The organism is Niastella koreensis GR20-10, assembly GCF_000246855.1.
GTDB classification, from domain to species: Bacteria; Bacteroidota; Bacteroidia; order Chitinophagales; family Chitinophagaceae; genus Niastella; species Niastella koreensis.
This window is the reverse complement of record NC_016609.1, coordinates 6,398,746-6,424,528: the sequence shown is the minus strand read 5'-3', so window position 1 is coordinate 6,424,528 and position 25,783 is coordinate 6,398,746. Positions and strand designations below refer to the sequence as shown.

The window sequence follows — 25,783 nt, the reverse complement described above, 5'->3', positions numbered from 1 at the left end:
TCGGGGTAGAACTACAATACCGGAAGGGCGTGAATCTTTTCTACTGGATTTCCGGTAGGTTTTCCGGCACCATTTTTAACCGGAAGTTTGTTAATGACTGGTTGTTTGATTCAAATATTAAACTTTTAAATTTATCTTCAGTCGAACAAAGTTCAAGACTAACATCCCAACCCGAACCCCATGCCCAGCTTGCTTAGAACTGTATTGGTACTGACTGCTCTATGCATTTCTTCCGTATTAACTGCACAGGATTTTTCCAATAAGGGGAAAGATTTCTGGATTGGCTATGGCAACCACGTACGCATGTTTACCGGTACCCCGGCTGAGAAAATGCAATTGTACATTACTTCCGATGTGGCCACCTCTGGCCAGGTTACCATTGCCAGTATCGGGTTCTCACAAAGTTTTACGGTTCAGCCCAATCAAATTACCACCATCGATATTCCAAGGGCAGCTGCATTGATGGATGATGGTTTGTATAACCACGGCATTCATGTAACCGCTGATAAGCCGGTAGTTGTATATAGTTTTATTTATGTAAGTGCGGTTTCGGGCGCCACCGTTTGTTTACCTACCGCTACGCTTGGCAGGGATTACTACTCAGTGAATTATACCCAGCGCTCCAACGACCCCAGCTCTTATTCCTATTTTTTTGTAATAGCCGCCGATACCGGCACCACTACGGTGGAAATAACACCGAGCGCTACTACCAAAGGCGGAAAGGCTGCCAATGTTCCTTTTCTGGTTACTTTACAACAGGGCCAGATCTATAATGTGCTGGGCACCATCTCCGGCAACAGTGGCGTTGACCTTACCGGGTCAAGGGTGCGATCGTTGAACAATGGTTCGGGCTGTAAACGCATTGCAGTTTTTTGCGGAAGCGGTAAAATTACCATTGGGTGCCCGGGAGCCGGTACGGCCGATAACCTGTACCAGGAAATGTACCCCACCGCTACCTGGGGGAAGAAATACATCACCGTGCCCGAGCTGACCAACCCCACGAATATCTTTCGCATTGTAAAATCGGATCCCACGGCAAACGTTACGCTAAATGGTTCGCCCATTGCGGCAACCAGTTTTGTAAACAACTTTTATTACGAATTCACCAGTAATACCACCAATGTTATTGAGTCTGACAAACCCATCCTGGTTTCGGAGTATTTTACTACGCAGGGTTGTGATGGCAATACCTCCAACGGTGATCCGGAGATGATCTATTTAAACCCGGTTGAACAAACCATTGCTGCCGTTACCTTAAACTCCATGCAGCCGCCGGGTATTAATATCAATACGCATTTTCTAAATGTGGTGTTGAAAAATGATCCGTCTGCCATCAGTAGTTTTAAGATAGACGGGGCATCATTTAACAGTTTTACCCCTGTGCCGCAGGATAATGGATATGTGTTTGCGCAAATAAGAACGACAGCAGGTACGCATAATATTACCTGTGACACCGGTTTCAATATCATTGCCTATGGACTGGGAAATGTGGAGTCGTATGGTTTTTCGGGCGGGATGAACCTGAAAGACCTTTACCAGTTTATTTCAATAAAGAACGAATACTCAATTGTTGATTACCCGGCTACCTGTACCGATGCGCCGTTTAATTTCTCCATGACCTTTCCGTATATGCCCACCAAAGTACAGTGGCAGTTCGGTGGGTTGTACCCCGATGAATTGATCAATTCGCCCGTAGCGGATTCCTCGTTTGTAAAAAATGGCAAACAACTCTACCTGTACCGGCTGCCTAACCTATATAAAGGACCGGCGCCGGGAACATATCCCATCAAGATCATCGCCAATAATCCAACGCCCGATGGCTGCACCGGCGAACAGGAAATAGATTTCGATCTGAAGGTATATCCGAAACCCACAGCAGGATTTGCTTTTACCGGTACCTGTTTGGGCGATACCACTTACTTTACCGATCAATCGCAAACAGGCGACAACCCGATCATCAAATGGTCGTGGAGCTTTGGCAATGGAGATGTATCGGGTGCAAAGAATCCTTATGAGATCTACAAAACAGCGGCTACTTTCAACGCGTCTTTATCTGCCATAACGCAGGTAGGCTGTTTAACCGATACGGTACAAAAACCGGTAATCATAAATCCATTGCCGGTGGCGGCTTTTCAAACCACCGGTCCATATTGTGTAGGGCACGATATTAATGTGCAGGATGGATCAACCATCAGCAGCGGTACTATTGCCAGCTACACCTGGACTATGGGGGATGGTCAAACGCTTACAAAAACATCCAATGCTGCTTTTAATTATACATACGCAGCAACGGGCAGCTATACCATTAATTTAACTGCCCAAAGCGATCAGGGCTGTATCAATAAAGCGCCCGCCAAACAAATTGCTATTACCGCACAGCCAACCGCCGGGTTTATTTTGCCGGAAAACTGTTTGAGTGATCCCTTTTCAAAATTCACCGATACCAGTACTATTGCCGATGGCACGCAGGCCTCCTTTCAATACCTGTGGACGTTTGGCGATCCCAATTCTACGCCGGCGAATAATACCGCTTCCGTACAAAATCCGCAGCATAAGTACACCGCTACCGGTAATTATACCGTGTTCTTAAAGGTTACTTCCAATAATGGCTGTGCCGATTCGGTTAAACAGGTGCTCACCATAAATGGTACTACGCCGCAGGCTGCATTTGCCTTCGATGATGGCAATTCCGTTTGCAGTAACAAACTACTTACGTTCACCAATAATTCAACAGTTGATTTTGGGAACATCATTCGCCTGGAAATTTACTGGGATTATGGCAACGACCCTACCAACAAAACAATAGATGAAGATCCCACTGCCGGCAAAAAATACAGTTCACAATACCCGGTACTGTTTAACCCCGCTACAAAAAATTACCTGGTACAGGTGGTGGCTTACTCCGGGCAAACCTGTTTGAGTTCTTCCAGTAAAACGTTCACGGAACTGGCCATTCCTCAATTACAATTCAACCCCATTACCCCGGTTTGTATAGATGTGGCGCCTTTTCAATTAACCCAGGCATCGGTACTGAATGGACTGACCGGATTTGGCGTGTATACAGGTAAAGGCGTTAGCAAGGGCGGGGTGTTCAGTCCGGCCACAGCCAAAGCAGGAACAGATACCCTGCAGTATGTGTTTACCGCTGACAACAGTTGCGTAAATTCAATAACACAAACAGAAGAGGTATATCCCCTGCCCATAGTAAATGCAGGGCCCGACAGCTATATGCTGGAAGGAAATTATTTTACGTTGCCGGCCACGGCTTCGGGCAATAACCTGAGCTACAGATGGACGCCGCCTACCGCATTAAGTAACCCGGCCATTCTGCAGCCCCAGGCTTCGCCAGCTGACGATATCAGTTATACCCTTACGGCCACTTCATCGGAGGGCTGCAAAGCTTCAGACGACATTAATATTAAAGTATTAAAGGCGATCCATGTACCCAATGCCTTCTCGCCAAACGGGGATGGCATCCATGATCGCTGGGAGATCAAATACCTGAACACCTATCCCGGTGCTACGGTTGAAGTGTTTAACCGGTATGGACAACTGGTTTACAAGTCGGCAGGTTATTCGCAATCATGGGATGGAATGTTCAATGGAAGTCCGTTGCCTGTAGGAACGTATTATTATATCATCAATCCGGGAAATGGCAGAACCACGATGTCGGGTTATGTAGATATTATTCGATAGCAATATGAAAAAACTGTACATAAGCTGGTTGTTTGTTTTGAGTGTAATGGTTGTGCAGGCACAACAAAAACCTCACTATACCCAATATATTTTAAACAATTACATTTTGAACCCCGCGCTTACGGGTATCGAAAATTACTGGGATGTAAAAGCAAGCGCCCGCGATCAGTGGGTTGGGTTGAACGGGGCGCCGCGAACCGCTTATGTAACGGTACAGGGACCTATTGACAAGGAAGACACAAAAACAACGCCTACTTCTTTTCAATTACCCGGTGAAAACCCGCGCGGCGAATCCTATTGGGAGAACTACACACCTTCCAAACCACACAGCGGCATCGGGCTGATCCTGTTAAACGATCATACCGGCAACTTCAACAACTTTACTGCGAATGTTACGTACGCTTATCATATAGGCCTAACGCCCAACACCAACCTGGCGGCTGGTTTTGGCGCCGGTATCAACCAGTTGCATCGTGATATGTCCAAGACTGACTTTGGCGATGGCGTAAATACAGATCCGGCGCAAACCAGTGGTAATATAAACAAGTTGAAACCCGACCTCAATGCGGGGCTTTGGTTGTATTCAAGAGATTATTTTGTGGGGGTGTCTGCCCAACAGATCATTCCTTCAGCGATAAGCTATGGCAATAATACCGCGCCGGTTACCGGCAAAGCCATTCCGCATTTCTTTGCCACAGCGGGGTATCGTTTTTTGTTGAACGACGATATCAATGCCCTGCCTTCTGTTATGGTAAAATACGTGCAGGGTACCCCTACGAACCCACAGTTTGATGTAAACATGAAACTGCAATACCAGGACCTGTTATGGCTGGGCGCCAGTTATCGCCTGCAGGATGGCTATGCCGGTATGGTTGGTCTGAATGTGGCAAATACTTTTAATATTGGTTACTCCTACGATTATACAAAAACAGCCTTAAATACTGCCAGCAGGGGCACGCACGAACTGATCATTGGTTTTTTGATTGGTAACCGGTATGCCGATACCTGTCCGCGGAATGTATGGTGATTTTGGAAAGGCGCGAGATTAATACGTTAATAAAAGCCGGTCGTGTACGTTTTCATCGTTTAGGGTTTCGCCTTCCCGCTGAAATCGGCGCAGCATGGAAACGCCTACGTCAACAAACACTTCGCGTTCAAACAGGTTGGGAGGAATAGGCAGATCGCAAATGAAGTTGCCCGATTTTTTATGACCATCGATGCTAAGCGCTACAAATACGCCTTTTTGTTTTGCCCGGGCGATTTCTTCAAACAGCTCAGCCAGGCTAAAAGCCTGCGCACCATACAGAATACTTTGGCTGAAGGAGTAGGGCGGATCGCAATAGATCAGATCGCCTTTTTGGGCCATGGCAAAAGTTTCTTTGTAATCGGCGTGCATGAATTCGGTATGCTTTATCCGGTTGTACCACCTGTCTACCCGTTTATTAAAAGATTCGGGAGGAATAGGCGTATGGGGGCCACAGCGGGTTGACATATAGCCGTCTGTTTTTCTAAACCTGATGACGCCGCCATAACACGACCTTGACAGGAAAAGAAAATCAGCTCCATTGGGCTTGCTGTTATAAGATTGTTGAACGCTTTTATAGATCTGTTCTTTCGTGGTTTCGTTTTTAATAAGGCAGCGGCGCTCGGCATACCAGGCTTTTACTATGGTAGGCTGGCTTTTTAATGTTTGCCAGATCTCGATCAGGGGTTTAAAGGTATCTGCCCCAATGCCGTTAACAGGCGCTACTGTTGCCAGGATGGCCCCGCTGCCTAAAAAGGGTTCCAGGTACCGGTTGAATTGTGGCGGGAAGTTATCGGTGATAACAGCCGCGAATTTTTGTTTGTTACCAATCCATTTCAGCAGTTGGCCTGTAGGCGGATAAAATCTGTCTTTTATCATATATGCCGGCATTGGGTTTGGGGGATAAGTAAATATAACAAAAATCCCTCTCCTGGCTGAGCCGGGAAAGGGATTCGCGTTTAATATATAGTTAGTGTTAACTGGCGGTGATCGCGCTTATGGCAGGCTGTTCGTAGTACACTTCTTTAAGTCCTACCATTGTATTGGTACCGGGGTCCCAAACCTTCAACTTAAAACAGGCCACAATATCCCAGGGATTCAGGCTGGTTGTTTTTGCTTCCTTCAACTGTGGCAGCTTTGCCATTACTTCGGGAAGACGGTAAAACGGAATGCGCGAATTGATATGGTGAATGTGATGATAACCGATGTTGGCGGTAACCCATTTCCAGAATGGGTTCATCACCATGTAGCTGCTCGATGACATGGCTGCTTCCTCATAACACCAGTCGTCTTTTTCCCTGAAGGTTACGCCCGGGAAATTATGCTGCGCATAAAACAGATACGAGCCTATCATAAAGGCCAGTAAAAATGGAATGAAGGCAGCGAGCAACCAGGTAAGCCAGCCCAGGTAAACAAAAACCAGGGTGCTGATGGTAAAGTGAACGATCAACGCAATGAGTGAGTCCCAGTGACGTTTAGGCGCACTGAGAAAAGAGCGCAAACACATGCCGATAATAAACATGGTGATATAGCCAAAACCAATGGTCAACGGGTGACGCACAGCCAGGTACCCACGCTGCTCGGCTTTGGAGGCCTGCAGAAACCGTTGTTTGGTCATAATAGGATATGAACCAATGCTGGCGCTGAATAATTTTGAATTATGGTTGTGGTGATAATCGTGGCTCCGCTTCCAGATGCTGGTAGGCGCCAGGATGAAAATACCGTACAGGTTGAAAAGGATATTGGCAGGAACCGACCGGTTAAGGATGGTATGATGCTGGTGATCGTGATAGATCACGAACATGCGCACCATGGTAAGTCCGGCGCCAATGCTGCAGGCAACCCGCAGGTAAATATTGTCCAACAAATAAATGCCTGAAACAAGCGCCATCAGGATAGCGAGGGTAGTTAAGCTGTACAACCAGCTTTTCCATACAATTTCTTTGGCAAACGGTTTTGTAGCAAGGATCAGCTCCCGACCCGGTTTTTTTTGCATGATTTGAGACAAAGGGTTTTTTATACGAATGATTTTTTTTCTACCGGGCGTTTGTGCTTCCATCTTCTGTGTGACCAGAGCCATATTTCAGGTTGTTCACGGATGTCTTTTTCCAGTCTGGCGGTGTGCAATTCAGATATTTCCCCCTCGGCGGTGTTTTTAGCGTTTTCCACTAAAACTTCCGCCAATATGTTGTAATAACCTCTTTTCAGCCGCTTTATTGTTATGTAAACAATAGGATAACCCATTTTCTGGGCAATTTTTTCGGTGCCCTTGAAAACAGGGGTATCCTGGTTTAAAAAAGTAGTCCAGGAGGCGCTTTCGGGCGAAGGTGTTTGGTCGGCAATAAAGGCCGTGGTGGTGATCATTGCCTTGTTTCGCACCATGTCTTTAAAGGTGTCTTTCATGGCAATAAGCCCGGTGCCGAAGCGCGTACGCATGCGAACGATCAACCCGTTGAAGTATTTATTGCGAAACGGGTGATACACCACAAACAGTTTTTGCTTACAAAGGATGCTGAAGGTATTGCCGGCCCATTCCCAGTTGCCATAATGCCCCATTACCAGCATGATGCTTTGCCCTTCCTGGTTATAGCGGTCGAAAATGTCTTTTGCTTCGGGGCTTAAGGTGCAGCGTTTTAACATGGACGCGCGCCCGATGGTAAGCGTTTTAAAACTCTCGAGGAAGAGATCGCTGAGGTAGTGAAAATAATCCTTGCACAATCTGTTGATCTCTTTTTCCGGTTTTTCGGGGAAAGAATTGCGAAGGTTTTGCAAAACTATCTTTTTACGATAGCCAATTACGTAGTAAAGAATAAAATAGAACCCATCACTAACCCTGTATAAGATTGGAAAGGGTAGGAGGGAAAGAAAATAAATGAACGGTAACGAAATGTAATAAATCAGCCCTTGCATGCCGGCCCAAGATAGCTTTTTATAGCCGGATACAAACAAATCCAGGAATTGTTTAATGTTAAAATCACAGTTTTTAAAAATTTCTACGGGTAATCAATTAGTCGCTCCCCGGGAAAAAAGGGATTGGCCGGCTGGTTGACCCGCCAATCCGGATTTTTTACTTGCCTTGCAGGTCAGCAATGCCATTGGGAAACATACTTTTGGCCACCTGTGCCAGATCGAGGGCCTCCCGCAGGAGTTTGATTTGTCCGTTTTCAGCCACCAGCCTGCCCATATAGGTTTGGTGATAGGGCCTGCCGGTTGAGGCAACGGTACATTGTATGCTGTATTCGCCAAATACCTGGTCGGGCGTATCGATATGTATTTTTATATCCTGGAATTTAAAATCAGGGAAGGTTTTGGGTAAGTTCTGCAAAAATTTATATAGCACATCCCTGCCATGCCACTGCCAGGGCAAACCCAGGCTGTTCAGGTAAGGCAATTCGAGGGTGGCGTCATCTGCAAAAAGTTTGATAGCCTCATCGGCGTTGTTGATATTTCCAAGGTATCCCAGTAATAAGTCTTTGGCGGTTTTCATTGTGTAATTTTTTAATAGTTAATTGTAATGATTGTTTTCCAGGCAGTTTTGTTTGTTTTGACAAGTCAAAGTTGCGTTGAAACGGGAGGAGCGCCCTTGACATTTGATACAAAAAAGAGTGAGTTTTATCAACGCTCATTAGATTTGCAAAAAATCCTGATCTGTAGTGTTATTTAATTCGGTTGAATTCTTATTGTTCCTACCCCTTGTTTTTACCCTTTACTGGTTTGCTTTCAGCAGGTCGCTGCACTGGCAGAATGTTTTGATGCTGGTAGCCAGTTATTTCTTTTATGGCTGGTGGAGCTGGAAATTCATGGTGCTGTTGGCAATCAGTACTTTACTCGATTTTTTATATGGGTTCGGCGTGGCTTCTACCAACCGGAAAAAAGCCAGGTTTTTTTTATGGCTGAGCGTGGTGAATAACCTGGGCATCCTGGCCGTATTCAAATACTATAATTTTTTTGCCATACAATTTCAGCAGGGGCTGGCCTTATTAGGGTTACATCCACATGTGGTGTTGTTGAAGGTGGCCATTCCCATCGGCATTTCATTTTACACCTTTCACGGCATGTCGTATGTGTTCGATATTTACCGGGAGAAACAAAAGCCGGTTAGAAATTTTATTGATTATGCCGTCTTTGTTTCATTCTTCCCGCTGCTGGTAGCCGGTCCTATTGAAAGGGCCAGTCACCTGTTGCCGCAGATCAGGAAAAGAAGGTTTTTTAATTATCAGCAGGCTGCGGATGGGTGCAGGCTGATCCTGTGGGGGCTGTTTAAAAAAGTAGTGATTGCTGATAGCCTGGCGATCATTGTAGATAAAATCTTTACTCATTATCACGATCAGCATGCTATTTCACTTCTTGCAGGTGCCATTGCTTTCTCCTTTCAGATCTATGGCGACTTCAGCGGTTATACAGACATTGCATTAGGTACTGCAAAGTTGTTCGGGTTTGAATTGCTGACCAATTTCAGGTTCCCCTATTTTTCGCGCGATATCGCCGAGTTCTGGCGCCGCTGGCATATTTCCCTGTCATCGTGGTTCAGGGATTATTTATACATTCCACTGGGCGGTTCCAAACAGGGAAAATTAAAAGCGGTGAGAAATACCTTTATCATTTTCCTGGTAAGCGGTTTCTGGCATGGGGCCAGCTGGAAATACATTGTGTGGGGAGGTATTCACGCTTGTGGGTTTTTACCCTTGCTGCTGTTAAACCGGAACCGGAGATATCCTTCGGATGTGGTTGCCCGGGAAAGCAGCTTGCCTTCGGTAAAAGAGTTATCGCAAATGATGATCACCTTTGCTTTTGTAACATTTGCCTGGGTGTTTTTTCGCGCTGCCGATATGAAGGAAGCCATCGGGTATGTGACCTGTTCCGTTACCAATTTTAAGCAGCCAAAAGATTGGTTGCTATGTTTGAGCGTATGCTGTTATGTTATTCCATTAATTGCCTGCGACTGGTGGTTGCGACGGGACGAGCGCAGCTTACGGGTACCTCAGCGAATAAAGCCGATAGTATACATTGTACTGGCGTTGCTGGTGTTCTTCTTCTTTGGGAAGCAAACAAACTTTATTTATTTTCAGTTTTAGGCCATGAAGCAATTTCTGTCAAAGATTCTCCTGTATCTCCTGGTAACGGTAGTATTATCCGGGATCATTATCTATACGTTCATTTCTCAAAAGCCAGAGTTCTTTTTAGGAACTGCGGTGGATTATTTTCAGTGCCGTTATCAATATGATCAGATCAATAAGAAGACGGGATATCCCAATATTATCATTGGTGACTCACGGGGAAATGCAAGTCTTAACCCCCGCCAGTTGGGTGAGCATTGGATTAATTTATCCATTCCGGGCAGTGATCTGTTTGAAGGATATATTACCTTGAAGAGATACCTGCAGCACAATAAGGTGGATACCCTGGTAATGGTATACGGTATGTCGTACATCAGCGAATACTCCCGCTGGTTTAACCTGAGGACCATTCCTTACCAGTTTATTGATAATAGCGAGCTGGAAGAACTGGAGCAATTAGAAAGAAAATACAACTATCTTTTTCATAACCATGCCGCGGGTAATAAAACGCTGCGGTACGATCAGTTTGTTAGAAAATTAAAATACTGGCATGCTCCTTTTTCTTACCGGGCAACATTTTTGGATGGGTTGAATAATTTTTGTTTTACCCAAGCGGAGACCAATATGGCAAAACAAAAAGTGCTTACGCAGTTGAGTAACTACCGGGGTTACACAAACTTTGGTGTTGCCGATTCCAATAGCACGAACAGCATAGATGGCAGTCTTAAATTTGAACCCGGACAGATCAATCGGTATTATCTTGACCAGATCATGCAGTTGGCTGCAGCGCATAACATGGCGGTATATTTAGTGAAACCGCCTATGAACCAAACTTCTTTTACCTCCTATAATAAATCGGTATATGAAACTACCATAAACCAGTTCCTGGAAGGGCTGCAAAAGAAGTATCCCCGGTTATGTGTATTGCAAACCGATGTATGGTTGCCGGATACGATGTTTGGCGATCCGCTGCATGTGAATAGTAAGGGCACTGCGAAGTTTTCGCAGGAAGTGAAGGAACGGTTGGCGTACAGACATTAAAAAAGAGTGATAACAATCATTTTGTTCCAATAAGATTTATTTCCAAATTTGCCTGCAATCGTACCCCTGCTGAATAGTTCTTCTTAATCCCACTACCTTTTTAAGAAACAGGAATTACTGAGCAAAACATTTTTCCCGTGTTCAGACTAATCATTTAACTCTTAAAATAAGGAGGTTTAATCATGAACAAATCAAGCAAGGCCGAAGAGGCTTTAACCCGCATTGTAAAGATCGCTAATGAAGCGCTTGGTGATACAACCAACGAGAAAGATTATAAAAGTATGCCTGAGGAGATCGGATGCTCCATTAAAATGCTCCCGGCACATCTTCTTGAAAAAGCTGCTGAAACAGCCGTTAAGGTATATCCTGTAAACAGGCCGCTGATAGAGTCTTCAAGAGAAATGGCTGCAGAATTGATAGCCGATCCAATGAAGCTGACGTTGCTTACTACAAAATACTGGGGCCCTTCTCCCCGCAAGCTAACGGTAAGCTTTATGGAATCTACGCCAGCGGACCTGAGAAGGCGGATTGTAAGTCATATGAATGCATGGTCAAAAACAGCCTGCATTTCTTTTGTAGAAACATCGGCGAATGGCAATGTAAGAATATCCAGAGGTGATGGAGGATACTGGTCTTATCTTGGGACAGACATTCTGCACGTTCCAAAAAATAATCAAACCATGAATTTACAGGGGTTCACCATGAATACGCAAGAGAGTGAATTTCATAGAGTGGTAAGGCATGAAACGGGGCATACGCTTGGGTTTCCCCACGAACACATGAGACTGTCTATTATAAACAGGATCGATAAGGAAAAAGCGTACGAATATTTTGAAAGAACACAGGGTTGGGACCAGGCAACAGTAGATCAGCAAGTGCTTACTCCTTTAAGCGAAAAATCAATTATGGGTACGCCGGCAGATCAGACTTCCATCATGTGTTATCAATTACCCGGATCCATTACCAAAGACGGTAAACCAATAGTGGGTGGTACAGATATCAATGAAACGGATTATAAATTTGCAGCCAGGGTTTATCCGAAACCTTTCAACGGGTCTCATGCCATGGAATATGGAACTGAAGCTTACCAGGATGCGTGGACCGAAGAGCAGGATGTGAGTGAAACCGAAATTGAAGAATCGATTAAGTCCAGTTTGATAAAGTAGGGAAACAAACCACACGAAATCGTCAAAAATTCTTGCCGGATAGCTAATAAATCCCGGGCCGAAAGGCCTGGGATTTCAATTGAAAAGGGTTTATTTACCTGCAAAAGAAACAAAGAGGGGTTTGGGTTTTAGACGGCAGCTTTATCCAACACCCTTTTTTTAATGTTTAGGATCACCTTGTCGGGCCGCAGGGAAATGAGCGCTTTCATAGAAGGAACATGACCCGTTGATTGCAGCTGAAATGTTGTTAAAAAAGCATGCAGGAAGAAGCACATTTCGGCCATGGCAAAATGATTTCCCACGCACATCCTGGGGCCTGCCCCGAATGGGAAATAATGGCCGGCCCAGGCTGTTTTTTCGCTATGCATAAATCTTTCGGGGTTGAACAGGGAAGCGTTTTCCCATAGCTGTTCATTCCGGTGCAGCCCATAGAAAAACGGGATAATAATTGTTCCCGCAGGAAAAGTATAGGGTCCAAAACTGTCTGCTGCAAGGGTTACCCGTTCCGTCATCCAGGCGGCGGGGTATAACCGCATAGCTTCACTAATGGTCGCTTTCAGCCGCTCATTGGTCAATGCATCGGGCAGGCTGGTTTCGATCAGGTCAGCCTGTAACTGTTGAAGAACGGGAGGATGGCTGGTCAGCAGGTATAAAAGCCAGCACAGGGTATTAGCCGTTGTTTCATGTCCGGCGAAAATAAGCACCACCAATTCGTTAATGATCTGTTCTTCCCCCATGCTTTCCCCCGTGTCTTCATAGGTGCTGTTCAAAAGCATATCCAGCAAGTCGCCTTTTGATTCGCCGCTGGATTTTCTTTGGTGAATAACATCCCTGATAATGGACCTTAACCGTTGTGTTTTTCGTGCCGTGCTGCGCCGCTCTCCGGTAAACGGGTACAACAACCGGCGTGCCGGCTGGTTGGTATCGGTGAATAAGAACTCCTGGATGTTGCCGAAAAGCCCGGTGATCTCCCTGAAGGTGTCTGGTGAAAGGGGGATATCGAATATCGATCTTAGTAATACCTGGAAGGATACGCTGTGAACAAAGGGGTAAATATCAACCGCATTCCCGGTAGGGCATTTTTCGATCGACTCTTTGATGGTTTTTATAATTACAAATTGCAGTGCCTGCAGCTTCTCCCGGTGAAAAGCCGGTTGTATCAGTCTTCGTTGCTGTAACCAAAAAGCGCCGTTGGAAAAAAGGATCCCATTCCCTAAGTACGTGGCGCCGGCATCTGTGGAAATGGTAGATTTTTGATAGTTCTTATGATTCTCTTTTAATACATGACTGATGAACCCGGGGTGCTGGGTTAGAATGAGTTTTCTTTTGAAACCAATGGCGGCCGTGTAGGTTCCGCCAAAGCGGTCCATATTGTTGGAGATCCATTTTACCGGATCTTTTAAAAAGGCGCGCGCCCGCAGTATACACTGAAGTAATGAATACCCTTCAGGCAATTGGTACTTATGGCGTTTGGTGATCATATTAATAGGTTTCAGGAACGGCAGTACCGCTAAATTACAACCTCCACAGAATTTTTTTTCACAACCATCGGTAATTCCCGCTTTCCCGTGCGTCCTATATAAGAAGCCGACCATATTACTCACTAAACAATCATCACGAAAACTAACATGAAAAGATTCATGATGGCCGCAGCTTTGCTGTGCGCTATGGAAAGTATTGCACAAAAAAAAGATATAAAGCAGGATTCTGTTCCTGCCGCTCAAAAAGCTGATACAGCCAGGGTGGTTGTTGTAAAACCATATGATAAACTGATCAACGCTAAAGTAAACACCCGGAAAGGTTTGTTTACTGTTCATAGAACCGAAGACAGTTATTACCTGGAAATTCCTGATAGTTTGCTGGGCCGGGAAATTTTGCTGGTAAGCCGGCTGGCCAAATCACCAATAAATGGTTTAGGGGGCGCCAGGGGCGAATCTTATTTTGCAGGCGATGAAATTGATGAAAGAGTGATCGAATTTGAAAAGGGGCCTTCCAATAAGATCTTCCTGCGCAGTATTTCTTATACGGTACGTTCAACCGATTCTTCCGAAAATGGCATGTACCGGTCGGTACTTAATTCGAGTGTGCAACCTATTCTGGCTGCTTTCCCGGTAAAAGCGTACAATGAGAAAAATCCTGCCACGGTGATCGATATTACCGAAACAGTAAACAGCGATAACAGCATTTTTTCGATTGTGGGCCGGGCAAAATTGCAGTTCAAAGTAAGTGCATTGCAACGCGACCGTTCCTATATCCAATCCATAAAAACATTCTCACAGAATGTGGAGATCAAATCAGTAAAAACCTATTTATCGGCAGCTGATCCTACCGGAAACCCGCTCACCTTTGAATTGAATAACTCGCTGGTGTTGTTACCGAAGGTACCCATGAAGCCGCGTTATGCCGATGCGCGGGTAGGATTTTTTGGTACCGGCTATGTTGATTTCGATACAGATCCGCAGGGCGTAACCAATACCACCATGATCACCCGCTGGCGCCTGGAGCCCAGGCCGGAAGACAGAGAGAAATACCTGCGTGGTGAACTGGTGGAACCGCAAAAACCAATTGTGATCTATATTGACCCATCTACACCCAGGAAATGGGTGCCTTATTTAATGCAGGGTGTGAACGACTGGCAGACCGCCTTTGAAAAAGCAGGTTTCAAAAATGCCATTATGGCTAAAGAAGCGCCTCGCGACGACAGCACCTGGAGCCTGGAAGATGCAACGCATTCCGCCATTGTTTACAAACCTTCCGAAATCCCAAATGCTTCAGGTCCGCACGTACATGATCCCCGCAGCGGTGAAATCCTGGAAACCCACATTAACTGGTACCACAACGTTATGAGCCTTGTGCATAACTGGTATATGATCCAGGCGGGCGCTATTGATCCCAAAGCAGGAAAGATGGAGTTTGATGATCAGTTAATGGGACAGCTTATCCGCTTTGTATCTTCCCATGAAGTAGGCCATACCCTGGGGCTCATGCACAATTTTGGTTCCTCTTCTACTGTACCTGTTGATAGCCTGAGAAATAAAAAATGGGTTGAAGCGCATGGCCACACGCCCTCCATTATGGATTATGCCCGGTTTAACTATGTAGCGCAACCGGAAGATAATATTACCGAATCCGGCATTTTCCCCCGCATTGGTGATTATGATACCTGGGCCATCGAATGGGGCTATAAAATGTTTCCCGACTTTAACAACTTAAAGGAAGAAAAAACATTTTTTAATAAATGGGTGATCGACAGCTTATCAGGCAATCACCGGTTGTGGTACGGGCCGCAGGTGGTTTTCGGGTCCATTGATCCCAGAAGCCAGAATGAAGACCTGGGTGATGATGCCGTAAAAGCAGGTACGTACGGGATCATGAACCTTAAACGTATTCTGCCTAAATTACCTGAGTGGACCAGAACGCCCAATGAAGGATACGAAAATCTGGGTACCATGTACAGCGCTTTGATAAGTCAACTGGGGAATTACACCAGGCATGTGGTCACCATTGTAGGCGGGATGTATATCAATGCTAAAACAGTGGAAGAAAAGGGAGATCCTTATATTCCGGTGCCCAAAACACGCCAGAAACAGGCGGTGGCATTCCTGAACGAGCAGGTGTTTCAAACTCCACAATGGTTATTCAACAAAGAGATCGCTTCCAAACGTTCAGTTGCAGGCGACGTTACCAGGTTAGGCGTGAGTGTGCTTATGAGTTTGCTGAGTTCGGCAGACAGGATCCAGCGCAACAACCGCACATTTGGGGAAGCAGACAATTATTCCTTGCCTGAATTTTTCAATGATGTTAAGAAAGGAGTGTGGAATGAGTTGACAACCGGTGCAGCGATCAATGCTTACCGGCGTGATCTGCAAACAACTTATCTTAATTATTTTTTGGAAATGATTAAAATGCCTGCAGATAAACCGGTTGGGATTTTACAGGTAGAGCAGGTTGCATTGGCAAGACAACATCTGGCTGCCCTGCAAAAGGAAATCAAAGCCGCGCTGGTGCTTGAAAAAGACGTCGTAAGCAAAGCGCATTTGCAATTCAGCAGTGAAAGGATTGAAGAGGCATTGCGTGCTAAAAAATAAAAAGACCATTAAATTAAAAGGGCTGACGGAAGATCGTCAGCCCTTAATTATTTAGTGTCTTCTAATTCCAGGTCTTTTCCCCCTTCTTCATTTTGTCGAGCGTTGACTGGTACCCGGGCCGTTCATTTTCGGGGCTGGCGTTAACGGCTTTCTGCTGAGCATGCGCATCGGCATACCAGCTTTTTACCTGTTCATTGTCTTTGGATGTAGAATCCAATTGTACTTCAATGCTTACAAATTTGTCATTGAAAAAGCTGCCCATTTCCGCCTGGGGAAAAATGGTGGTGCGCATATATCGGCAGGAACCGCACCTGGTGGTAAAACAATCCATGAAAATGTATTTGTTCTCAGCTTTTGCTTTAGCCTGAATTTGGGCCCATGAAAGTCCGTGTTCGAAATGTACGCCCGTTTCCTGTGCAGTAACATCCCGGAACTTTTCGTCGGCTACAAAAAATGGCGATCAGTTAAACGAGCGCCTGAATTCCAGTGGAGTCAGTTTGGTTTTGCTCTTGAACAATTTGCTGAAGGACTGTGCGTGTTCAAATCCGAGCGAATAAGCGATCTCGTTAACGGACAGGCCGGTGCCAGAAAGTTGTTCTTTTGCGTATTCGATAAGCCTGGCATGGATGAACTGTGTAGCATTTTGTCCTATAAGGGAACGAAGCATGTCGCTCAGGTAGCTTGGCGACATGTTTAAAGATTCGGCGAGGTAGGTGACCGTAGGAAGCCCCTTCTGCAAGGGCAACTCTTCTTTAAAGTATTGTTCAAACACGGCTTCCAGTTTTTCCAGCAATTGTGTGTTGACCGCTTTTCGGGTAGTAAACTGTCGTTTATAAAAGCGGTTACTGTAAGTTAAAAGCAACTCGATCTGAGAAATAATTACATCCTGGCTGAAATCATCAATTCTCCCTTCCAGTTCCAGTTGAATGTTCTTAAATATGGATATAATAATGTTTCGCTCTACGTCCGATAGATGTAGTGTTTCATTGGCTGAGTAAGAGAAGAAGCCATATTGCCTGATCTTTTTGGCCAGCGGATAGTTCCATAGGAAATCAGGATGTACGAGTAGCGTATATCCTGACATAACTATATCATCCGTTTTTCCGCCGATCAGTTGATTGGGAGCAGCAAATAGGAGACCTCCTTCATCGAAGTCATAATAACCCTGTCCATACTGCATCTTGCCCTTCGTTTTGGTAGTATAAGAAATTTTATACAAGGTAGTCAGGCGTGAAACGTTGGATCCCCGGATGGTAATCTTGTTGCTGATCCCATCAATGAGGGTGATAAGCGGATGCACTGGCTTGGGGAGCCCCATCGCCTGCAATGTTTCAGACAAAGAATTATAGCGATGGGGCGTCTCTTCTGCGTTTTTCATATTCTCAAATTTACAAATTTTACCAGGGAATAGCCTGATTGGGCCAGCGCGTGAAGGTGCCCGTAGGGCCGTCTGGACCGAGCAATGCTACGCGGACCACCTCTCTTGAGCCGTCTTCCAGAGATTCGGTTCCTTCATAGCCATTAAGATTGGTTTTGGTAAAACCAGGAGAAACCAGGTTGATTTTGATGTTGCTGTCTTCCAGTTCTATCATCATCGCCAGTGAAATGGCATTTTGTGCAGTCTTCGATCCGGGATATACGACGCCATAACCCTTATGGTAGAAGTTGGTTGGATCAGACATACTGGTGAGGGAGCCGATACCGCTGGAGACGTTGACAATCCGGGCATCGGATGATTCCCGCAAAAGTGGCAGCATGGCCTGATAGACTGCAAGGGTGCCGAATACATTGGTTTCCCAGACTGCGCGCACCTCATCCAGCGATACTTTACTGGCACAGCCTTCTTCAATAGACTCCTGCAACGTCAATCCCAATTGCGTTTTCCGGATATTAGAGATGGCTGCGTTATTGATGAGCAGGTCGAGCCGGCCAAATTCTTTCCGGATATAAGCGGCGGCCGTGGCAAGGGATACCCGGTCGGTCACATCCAGTTGGAGTGCGATTGCGCCAGCTCCAATCTTTTCCGCGGCTGTACGGCCGTTGGCTAAATTTCTTGAACCAACCAATACGGTTACGCCGTCTGCTACCAGTTCTTTTGCCACCTGAAAGCCGACGCCCTGGTTGGCTCCGGTAATAAGAGCGATACGTTTGTGCTTTAACTCATTCATCATAGTTGCATTTAATGACACAAAATTCTGAAGCAGGCAGGTATTCATTGTGACTGAAACGAGGATTGTTGTAACCGGTTTGAGAATAAAAAAGCCCCAGCGCAATGCTGAGGCTAATGTTATTGAGTTGTACCGCTTTGGGGTAGAATGCCTGGAGCCCAAAACTTTGATGTTATTTTTTCCTGGATTTTATCTTGCGTGCTACCTTTTTCACGCTCTTTTTCTTAACAGCCTTCTTTGTTACAACCTTCTTTGCTACGGCATTTTTAGCTGCCCTTTTCCTGGCGATCTTCTTTTTACCAGCTGGGGCGGATCGCTTTTTTGTTGCTGATTTCACTGCCCTTTTTTTCACTGCTTTTATTTGAGGAGTCGCTTTAACCGGCGTGGAAACCGGTGTAGTGGCGGCTATCGGCTTTCCACACATGTAATCAGACAGATCCGTTTTGTGGCTGAGACTATAACTTAGCCAGCTGTCTTCAGTTGACAAATAACCGTCCCATGGCTGTTTGCCTGATGCCTGTTGCTCCTGTAAGACAGCCCGGGTATGATAGTGTTCATAAATATCCAGCACGTGAACTGCATAAGCCTGCACCAGGGCCGGATTGTTCTGGACGATGATAAGATTCTCATCGTTACCGTACGAAGCTTTGAAACCGGCATTGTGACTGCCAAAGACTGCGATGGCGTTTTCGGAGAAAGGATCAATGACGACGATTTTATCATGAATGATGGCCTGGCCGGCACTTAGCAGCTCTGCCTCAAAGTCACCAATAATATCATTTTGCGTAATGGCCACGGCCTGTACGACATGCAAATGTCCCTGCTCAAATATGGGTGCTGTTGGCTTGCCTTGTTCGTAGTTGGGCATCGCCATCGGGCTGCTAATAGACCCATACACAAGAAGTGAACTGTCTTTTTGCCCAATGGAAATTGCTTCGGTGATGATATTTGTCATAACGTCACTGCTGGTGTCGTTCGATAAGCCGGGTAAGAATACGGCAAAGAAAATGGCCTTCTCTGCTTTGCGCATGAGTGAGTAGACCTGGGCGAGATCCGGCGGCGTCTTCGTCTTCACGGGCGCCTTTTCAACTGTATTCGGCGAAAACCAAACCGTTAGTTGTGTTCCATCGGCGAGGACAACAGGCGCAGTAGGAGGCATATTCGACGATCGGAATGCGGCGCCCTGAACATTATTGGTGCCCACGGAAAGTGGATCCGGCACCGTGAAGCCTGCATTATCCTTCTTCAATCGCTCGAAATAATCGTTGTAATGCTTCGCCAGCTCAGGGGAGTCAACGACAACTGCATTATTGCTTTGCGCACATAACCCGTTAGGTGTCCAGTTGGTGCTTCCGGTTAGTACCGAGAGCGGTTTACCATTTTCCAGATAAACGACGAATTTATTGTGGCCGATATGACCGTTGTTGTTGAACATTCGGTCATATATTTTTACTCCTGATGTTTTTAATTTCTCGCGCGCGGGGGCATTTTCGGCATCCCACCCTTTGGTCTTGTTCAACGAGGTGTTAGAAAGCACAATCTCGACCTTGCTTTTATTAGCCAATATGCTTTGAATGAGCTCATCGTCGTCCAATTCATAGAGGGCCATCTTCAGTGTAGCCTTCGGATTAGCCTTGGCACGGTTCATCAGCATGGTCAGCGAATCCAGGACATCGCCCGTCAAATACGCCCGGATATCACTTTTCGGGTCGTTAATGGCGGCCCTGATGCTGGAATAGGTTGCCTTTTGCTCTTGCAGGGTATGGGTTAGCCACTGCGTTGATAAGATTCCGTTCGTGAACGTGGCGCGAACGCTACCATACTGAACCCCGACCTCAAAAATATTGGTGGTAAGCCCCTCATCTAAATAAGAAAGTTTGACGGGCGCACCGGTATAGGTAACGGGAAGATCGGGGTTTACGGCCTGCAGCCCGGCCTGGTAGGCGACGACGGGCCTGATCAGGTACCGGACACGAACAGGTTTTCCTCCTACTTCTTCCGGATGACGGACCAGCGAATTCCGGCTTCTCCTAAGCGTCAGATCTCGCCAGTTCAATTTTTGGATGGGCCACACCGAAGTGTTTTGAGGTTTCCAGTCCTTATTTACCTGGCCTTTAAAAGCTACCCAGGCAGGCAATACAACATTATTCTCGGGGTCATCGGGATAGAGACGGGTGATCTCAAAACCGAGACAGCCTTTGATCATACCGCTGATCTCCCAGGACAAATAAGCGATTTCGCCATTAGTGTATGCAATCGCCTTTGTTATACTACTGCTCATATAGAATAGTTATTAAAGGTTTATTTAGAAATGACAATTGGAGCATTCTAATTTAATGTGTCCAGGCTGAAAAATGTTCAAGCTGAAAAAAAACCGTTAAAACACCTTTTTTGTTTAAATAGTTGGGGGGTAGGAAAGTGCTGTAAAAAACAATTGCAAAAACTGTCGGCATTAATTTTATCTATAAGATAGGGATTTGCTTTAAGTTTCTCATTAAACTGCTTAATGAAAACATTCCTGAATTTTTCAAGATCGATTTTGTAACTTTAGTTAGGTCTTCTCCATACTGCAATGCGATGTGAAAAAAAACAATGTACAACGTCAAATGAATTCACTTTCACCCGCACAAAAAAGAAACTTGGTTTTATCGCGGGGCTTTTACTGGCATTATTGCCAAAGTGTCCATTGTGTGTGATGGCCTTTTCCAGTACGTTTGTTCTATGTGGCGAAGCAGGAACTTTCACAACCAGCCACACCTACACATCTTCAATCACATTATTACTTACTGTATTTTTTTGCGGGCTTACTTTAATTGGAATAGTTTTTAATTATCATGGCAACAGAACGAAATATGCCATGCTGCTGGCATTGGCAGGATCGTTTTGCATTTCATTCAGTGTAACCGTGGGCGGCGGACTTGTTTTGTATTATAGCGGTGTGCTTTTTGTTTTTGCAGGCGTTTGGCTCAATGGAAGCTTGCTATCTTTTGTTGTTAAGGTCAGGGCTTTATTAGGAAAGAATAATAGCACTAACCCGGCTGAATTTTAATGATCTCAAACAGCTAACAGGCTAATAAAGATCATTGTTTTACAGAGTGTTTTACTGTAGCTTATAATGTTTTTCATTTTACCAGACTTCATTATAAATACCAAAAAAATAAAATTATGATTGCTCAGTCTTTTGAGTACGAATCGCCGGGTACGATAGCTGAGGCCATTTCACTGCTGCACAGATACGGTGAGGAAGCCAAGATACTTTCAGGTGGCCATAGCCTGATACCAATGATGAAATTGCGTCTTGCAACTCCTGAATGGCTCATTGATATTTCCGGCATTCCCGGTCTTTCTTATATCAAAGAAGAAGGAGATATAATAAGGATTGGCGCACTTACCACTGAAGCTGACATTGAACACTCAAACCTGCTGAAAGAACATTTTCCACTGTTTGCCGATGTTACCAGGCTGATTGCCGATCCCCAGGTTCGGAATGTAGCCACCATTGGCGGTAACCTCGCTCATGGCGATGCTGCTAACGACCATCCCGCAGTAATGCTGGCCTTGCATGCTACTATTATTGCAGCAGGATCCGGGGGAGAACGAAGGATCCCTATTGATGATTTTTTTCATGGTTTCTACACAACGGATTTACAGCACGGTGAAATTCTTACAGAAATTGAAATTCCTGTGCCACCTGCAGGAACCGGAAGCGCCTACCACAAGATAGAAAGAAAGGTAGGCGATTATGCTACTGCCGGCGTAGCCGTACAGCTGACTTTTGATGAATATAATATTTGTAAAGCTGCAGGTATCGGCCTTACTAATGTAAATCCTATCCCCCTGCGTGCCTCACGAAGCGAGCAGGCGTTAACAGGCAGGCCCCTTACCGAGGAAACCATTGAAGAAGCAGCGCGGTATGCTGCTGAAGATTGCAACCCTTCTGCCGACCTGCGCGGCAGTGAAGAATATAAACGCCATTTGGTTGGCGTGCTGGTAAAACGCATGGTGCGCAAAGCAGCCGAAAGAGCCAGGGGATAGATCATCACATGAGTGGAAATTGATTTTATCAATAAAATCTTTTGGAAAATGTTAAAGAAAATAACTGTTACTGTAAATGGAATACAGCACGATCATGAAGTGGAACCCCGCCTGTTGCTGGTACATCTGATCAGGGAGTTACTGAACCTTACAGGTACACATATTGGTTGTGATACCACCAGTTGCGGGGCCTGCACCGTTCTGCTTAATGGAAGAAGCGTAAAGTCCTGCACTATTCTGGCTGTACAGGCCAATGGAAAGTCTATCACTACCATTGAAGGACTGTCGCCGGAAGGTGGCCCGCTCACCCCGCTTCAGGAAGGCTTTAAAGAAAACCATGGATTGCATTGTGGCTTTTGCACGCCGGGAATGATTCTGCGCGCCACCGAATTGCTCGCGAACAACAATCATCCTACGGAGGAAGAAATTCGCTGGGGTATTAGCGGCAACCTCTGCCGCTGCACAGGCTACAATAATATTGTAAAAGCCATCCTGTATGCAGCCGCCAAAGTCCGGGGAGAGGCCCTTCCTTCTACCGAACCGGAATTTGTATAATCATCTTTATTATTAACGAATTAATTCCTGTTTATATGACTCAATGCAAAACATCAAAGGAGATCGGTGGCATGGGACATTCCCTGAAAAGAAAAGAGGACGCAAGATTCATTCAGGGTAAAGGACATTACGTTGACGACATCAGGCTTCCGGGCATGTTGTATATGGATATTGTGAGAAGTCCATATGCTTATGCAAAGATCAAAAATATAAATATAGAAGAGGCTATGAAAGTGCCCGGAGTTATTACCGTTGTTACAGGGAAAGACCTCGAAAAATACAACCTGCACTGGATGCCTACGCTGATGAGCGATACACAAATGGTGCTGCCTACTGATACCGTGATGTACCAGGCGCAGGAGGTTTGTGCCGTGATAGCTACCAGTAAGTATGCCGCCCGTGATGGGCGGGAAGCAGTTAAGATAGAGTACGAGCCCATGAAACCGGTTATGGACCCGTTCAAGTCACTGGATCCTTCTGCACCGGTGCTGCGTACTGACAAACCAGGTAAAACAAACAATCACATCTGGCACTGGCAGGCAGGTGATAAAAATAAAACAGAGCAGGTTTTTGCCAGTGCTGATGTAGTGGTAAAACAACAAATGCATATTCCTCGCATACACGTTGTATCTATTGAAACCTGTGGCTGCGTTGCTGATTATGATAAGGTAAACCATCACCTTACGATGTATATGACCACACAGGCCCCACATGCTATAAGAACGGTGATTGCGTTGGTGGCAGGCCATGTGGGTTTAAGTGAAGAAAAGATCCGGGTAGTAAGCCCTGATATTGGTGGGGGCTTTGGTGGTAAAGTGCCGGTATACCCCGGTTATGTCATTGCTATTGCAGTTTCTTTCCTCGTGGGTAAGCCGGTTAAGTGGATCGAAGACCGCAGTGAAAATCTACAGGCCGATTCATTTGCCAGGGACTATCACATCACCGCTGAAATGGCCGGTACAAAAGCAGGCAGGATCCTTGCCACCCGTTTTAAAGTGCTCGCCGACCATGGGTACACAGACGCCGCTGCCAATCCATCAAAATTTCCGGCCGGCATGTTCTCTATTTGTACAGGCTCTTATGATTATGCTACGGCATTCGCCGAAGCGGATGCCGTATATACCAACAAACCGCCCGGCGGTGTGGCTTACCGTTGCTCCTTCCGGGTAACAGAAGCAGTGCAGGCCATTGAACGGCTCACAGACCTGTTTGCCATGAAAGTTGGTAAAGACCCGGCAGACATCCGGATGCAGAATTTTATAAAGAAGGAAGACTTTCCATGGCATTCCCCTACCGGCTGGGTCTATGACAGCGGTAACTATCAGGCGGGGTTGCAAAAAGCAATGGATGTTGTTGGCTATGCCGCCTTGCGTAAAGAACAGGCCGAAAAACGGGCCCGTGGTGAATTGATGGGTATTGGCATTTCGACATTCACAGAGATTGTGGGCGCCGGTCCTTCTAAAGATTTTGATATCCTTGGTATAAAAATGTTCGATAGTGCCGAAATAAGGGTACACCCCACCGGCAAAGCCATTGCACGATTTGGCACCAAATCACAGGGCCAGGGCCATGAAACAACATACGCCCAAATTATTGCAGAAGAATTAGGGATCCCTGCAGAGAACATCCAGGTTGAAGAAGGTGATACCGATACCGCACCTTACGGTCTTGGTACCTATGCCAGCCGCAGTACACCTACAGCAGGTGCAGCTGCTGCGATAGCCTCCCGGAAGCTTCGCGATAAGGCACGCAAGATCGCTGCCTACCTGCTTGAAGTAAGTGAAGAAGATCTTGAGTGGGAACCAGGTAAGTTCTTTGTAAAAGGTGCTCCGGAAAAGGCAAAGACCATTCAGGAAATTGTTTTCGCAGCTTACACCAACCACCCGCAAGGCATGGAAGCCGGCTTCGAAGCAACGAATTATTACGATCCTCCAAATCTTACTTTTCCTTCCGGCGCTTACATCTGTGTGGTGGATATTGATAAGGAAACAGGCGCCATTCATGTTCGGCGGTTTGTTGCTATTGACGATTGCGGCAATATTATCAACCCCATGATCGTACAGGGACAGGTGCATGGCGGCCTTACTCAAGCCATAGCTCCGGCTATGTACGAAGAGTTGATTTATGACGAGGAAGGCAATATTCTTAATGGTACACTGATGGATTACCTGGTACCAACAGCGGTTGAATCGCCGAAGTGGGAAACCGGTCACATTTGTACACCATCGCCTCACCACCCCATTGGTGCAAAAGGTGTGGGCGAATCGCCTACAGTAGGTGGTCCGCCGGCAATTGCCAATGCCATCATCGATGCATTGTCGCCTTTTGGCATTACGCACATTGATATTCCAATCACACCTTATAAAGTGTGGAAGGCCCTGAAGGAACATGGGGCATACGATAAATAAAACGTTTGTAGTTATGAATACAACAATCACAAGAACATTTCATGTGGAACATAGCATCGGGAATGTGTGGGCCAATCTTACCACTCCCGAAAAGGTGATCGTTTGTGTGCCCGGCGCCTCACTGACTGAAAAAATAGACGACAACAATTTCAAAGGTGAAGTGCAACTGAAATTCGGTCCTGTGAAAGCCAGTTATGGCGGACTGATCACATTCACGGAAAGAGATGTGGCTGCTCATAAAATGACCTTGAAGGGAACCGGTACCGATACCAAAGGAAAAGGAAGCGCTGAAATGCTGATGAATGGAACACTGGCCGAAAAGGATGGAGGCACCGAAGTGAATATTTCAATGGAATTGAGCATTACCGGCATGCTGGCCCAGCTTGGCAGCAGGCTGATAAATGATGTCAGCAACCAGGTGTTTGACCAGTTTGTAAATAATTTCAAAGCTCAGCTTTCCGGAAAGGAAGTTGACAGCTCCCTGCATGCAGGCTCAATAGCAGGAAGCATGATCAAAGGAATATTTGGAGGTAAAAAATCGTAAA

General features: G+C 45.8%; 20 protein-coding genes. 11 read left to right on the top strand and 9 right to left on the bottom strand.

Annotated features, from left to right (window positions below; translation table 11 throughout):
* Positions 1 to 180: 180 nt before the first annotated feature.
* The gene (locus tag NIAKO_RS25440) at positions 181 to 3,696 is read left to right on the top strand and encodes a gliding motility-associated C-terminal domain-containing protein (RefSeq protein WP_014221325.1); all 3,516 of its coding nucleotides are present in this window, start codon (positions 181 to 183) and stop codon (positions 3,694 to 3,696) included.
* Positions 3,697 to 3,700: 4 nt separating this feature from the next.
* Entirely contained in the window at positions 3,701 to 4,723 is a 1,023-nt protein-coding gene (locus tag NIAKO_RS25435; RefSeq protein ID WP_014221324.1) for a PorP/SprF family type IX secretion system membrane protein, read from the top strand.
* A gap of 18 nt (positions 4,724 to 4,741) precedes the next feature.
* On the opposite strand, the gene NIAKO_RS25430 is transcribed toward NIAKO_RS25435, so the two are convergent.
* The 4 genes from NIAKO_RS25430 to NIAKO_RS25415 form a co-directional block, all read right to left on the bottom strand.
* Positions 4,742 to 5,599 (bottom strand): Dam family site-specific DNA-(adenine-N6)-methyltransferase, encoded by an 858-nt coding sequence (locus tag NIAKO_RS25430; protein ID WP_014221323.1) that lies wholly within the window; start codon positions 5,597 to 5,599, stop codon positions 4,742 to 4,744.
* Between the two features lie 97 nt (positions 5,600 to 5,696).
* Positions 5,697 to 6,716: a fatty acid desaturase family protein gene (locus NIAKO_RS25425; RefSeq protein ID WP_014221322.1), complete on the bottom strand. Its 1,020-nt coding sequence runs from the start codon at positions 6,714 to 6,716 to the stop codon at positions 5,697 to 5,699.
* Between the two features lie 20 nt (positions 6,717 to 6,736).
* Positions 6,737 to 7,630, bottom strand: coding sequence for a lysophospholipid acyltransferase family protein (locus tag NIAKO_RS25420; RefSeq protein ID WP_041349326.1), 894 nt, complete (start codon positions 7,628 to 7,630; stop codon positions 6,737 to 6,739).
* A 157-nt stretch (positions 7,631 to 7,787) separates the two neighbouring features.
* Entirely contained in the window at positions 7,788 to 8,207 is a 420-nt protein-coding gene (locus NIAKO_RS25415; protein ID WP_014221320.1) for a nuclear transport factor 2 family protein, read from the bottom strand.
* 166 nt (positions 8,208 to 8,373) lie between these two features.
* Between NIAKO_RS25415 and NIAKO_RS25410 the strand changes: the two genes are divergently transcribed.
* The 3 genes from NIAKO_RS25410 (at position 8,374) to NIAKO_RS25400 (ending at position 11,984) form a co-directional block, all read left to right on the top strand.
* Complete coding sequence (locus NIAKO_RS25410; protein WP_014221319.1) at positions 8,374 to 9,795, top strand: MBOAT family O-acyltransferase; 1,422 nt, start codon at positions 8,374 to 8,376, stop codon at positions 9,793 to 9,795.
* A gap of 3 nt (positions 9,796 to 9,798) precedes the next feature.
* Entirely contained in the window at positions 9,799 to 10,818 is a 1,020-nt protein-coding gene (locus NIAKO_RS25405) for a hypothetical protein (protein WP_014221318.1), read from the top strand.
* A 182-nt stretch (positions 10,819 to 11,000) separates the two neighbouring features.
* On the top strand, positions 11,001 to 11,984 hold the full coding sequence (locus NIAKO_RS25400) for a M12 family metallopeptidase (RefSeq protein WP_014221317.1): 984 nt from the start codon (positions 11,001 to 11,003) through the stop codon (positions 11,982 to 11,984).
* A 128-nt stretch (positions 11,985 to 12,112) separates the two neighbouring features.
* Here NIAKO_RS25400 and NIAKO_RS25395 read toward each other — a convergent pair whose 3' ends face one another.
* A complete protein-coding gene (locus tag NIAKO_RS25395; RefSeq protein ID WP_041347299.1) occupies positions 12,113 to 13,465 on the bottom strand; it encodes a cytochrome P450 in 1,353 nt (450 codons plus the stop codon).
* A 147-nt stretch (positions 13,466 to 13,612) separates the two neighbouring features.
* Here NIAKO_RS25395 and NIAKO_RS25390 point away from each other — a divergent pair, with 147 nt between their 5' ends.
* The gene (locus NIAKO_RS25390) at positions 13,613 to 16,072 is read left to right on the top strand and encodes a zinc-dependent metalloprotease (protein WP_041347297.1); all 2,460 of its coding nucleotides are present in this window, start codon (positions 13,613 to 13,615) and stop codon (positions 16,070 to 16,072) included.
* A 61-nt stretch (positions 16,073 to 16,133) separates the two neighbouring features.
* On the opposite strand, the gene NIAKO_RS25385 is transcribed toward NIAKO_RS25390, so the two are convergent.
* The 4 genes from NIAKO_RS25385 to NIAKO_RS25370 form a co-directional block, all read right to left on the bottom strand.
* Entirely contained in the window at positions 16,134 to 16,442 is a 309-nt protein-coding gene (locus NIAKO_RS25385; protein WP_262493736.1) for a DUF255 domain-containing protein, read from the bottom strand.
* A gap of 90 nt (positions 16,443 to 16,532) precedes the next feature.
* Positions 16,533 to 17,450 (bottom strand): helix-turn-helix domain-containing protein, encoded by a 918-nt coding sequence (locus tag NIAKO_RS25380; protein ID WP_014221314.1) that lies wholly within the window; start codon positions 17,448 to 17,450, stop codon positions 16,533 to 16,535.
* 19 nt (positions 17,451 to 17,469) lie between these two features.
* Positions 17,470 to 18,288, bottom strand: a complete 819-nt coding sequence (locus NIAKO_RS25375; RefSeq protein WP_242675469.1) for an SDR family NAD(P)-dependent oxidoreductase — start codon at positions 18,286 to 18,288, stop codon at positions 17,470 to 17,472.
* 124 nt (positions 18,289 to 18,412) lie between these two features.
* Complete coding sequence (locus NIAKO_RS25370) at positions 18,413 to 20,521, bottom strand: phospholipase D-like domain-containing protein (RefSeq protein WP_014221312.1); 2,109 nt, start codon at positions 20,519 to 20,521, stop codon at positions 18,413 to 18,415.
* Between the two features lie 291 nt (positions 20,522 to 20,812).
* Between NIAKO_RS25370 and NIAKO_RS25365 the strand changes: the two genes are divergently transcribed.
* From NIAKO_RS25365 to NIAKO_RS25345, 5 genes are all read left to right on the top strand, one after another.
* On the top strand, positions 20,813 to 21,289 hold the full coding sequence (locus NIAKO_RS25365; RefSeq protein WP_041347293.1) for a hypothetical protein: 477 nt from the start codon (positions 20,813 to 20,815) through the stop codon (positions 21,287 to 21,289).
* A gap of 116 nt (positions 21,290 to 21,405) precedes the next feature.
* Entirely contained in the window at positions 21,406 to 22,275 is an 870-nt protein-coding gene (locus tag NIAKO_RS25360) for an FAD binding domain-containing protein (RefSeq protein WP_014221310.1), read from the top strand.
* 48 nt (positions 22,276 to 22,323) lie between these two features.
* The gene (locus NIAKO_RS25355) at positions 22,324 to 22,830 is read left to right on the top strand and encodes a (2Fe-2S)-binding protein (protein ID WP_014221309.1); all 507 of its coding nucleotides are present in this window, start codon (positions 22,324 to 22,326) and stop codon (positions 22,828 to 22,830) included.
* Between the two features lie 35 nt (positions 22,831 to 22,865).
* The gene (locus NIAKO_RS25350) at positions 22,866 to 25,238 is read left to right on the top strand and encodes an aerobic carbon-monoxide dehydrogenase large subunit (RefSeq protein ID WP_014221308.1); all 2,373 of its coding nucleotides are present in this window, start codon (positions 22,866 to 22,868) and stop codon (positions 25,236 to 25,238) included.
* Between the two features lie 13 nt (positions 25,239 to 25,251).
* On the top strand, positions 25,252 to 25,782 hold the full coding sequence (locus NIAKO_RS25345) for an SRPBCC family protein (RefSeq protein ID WP_014221307.1): 531 nt from the start codon (positions 25,252 to 25,254) through the stop codon (positions 25,780 to 25,782).
* Position 25,783 lies beyond the last annotated feature (1 nt).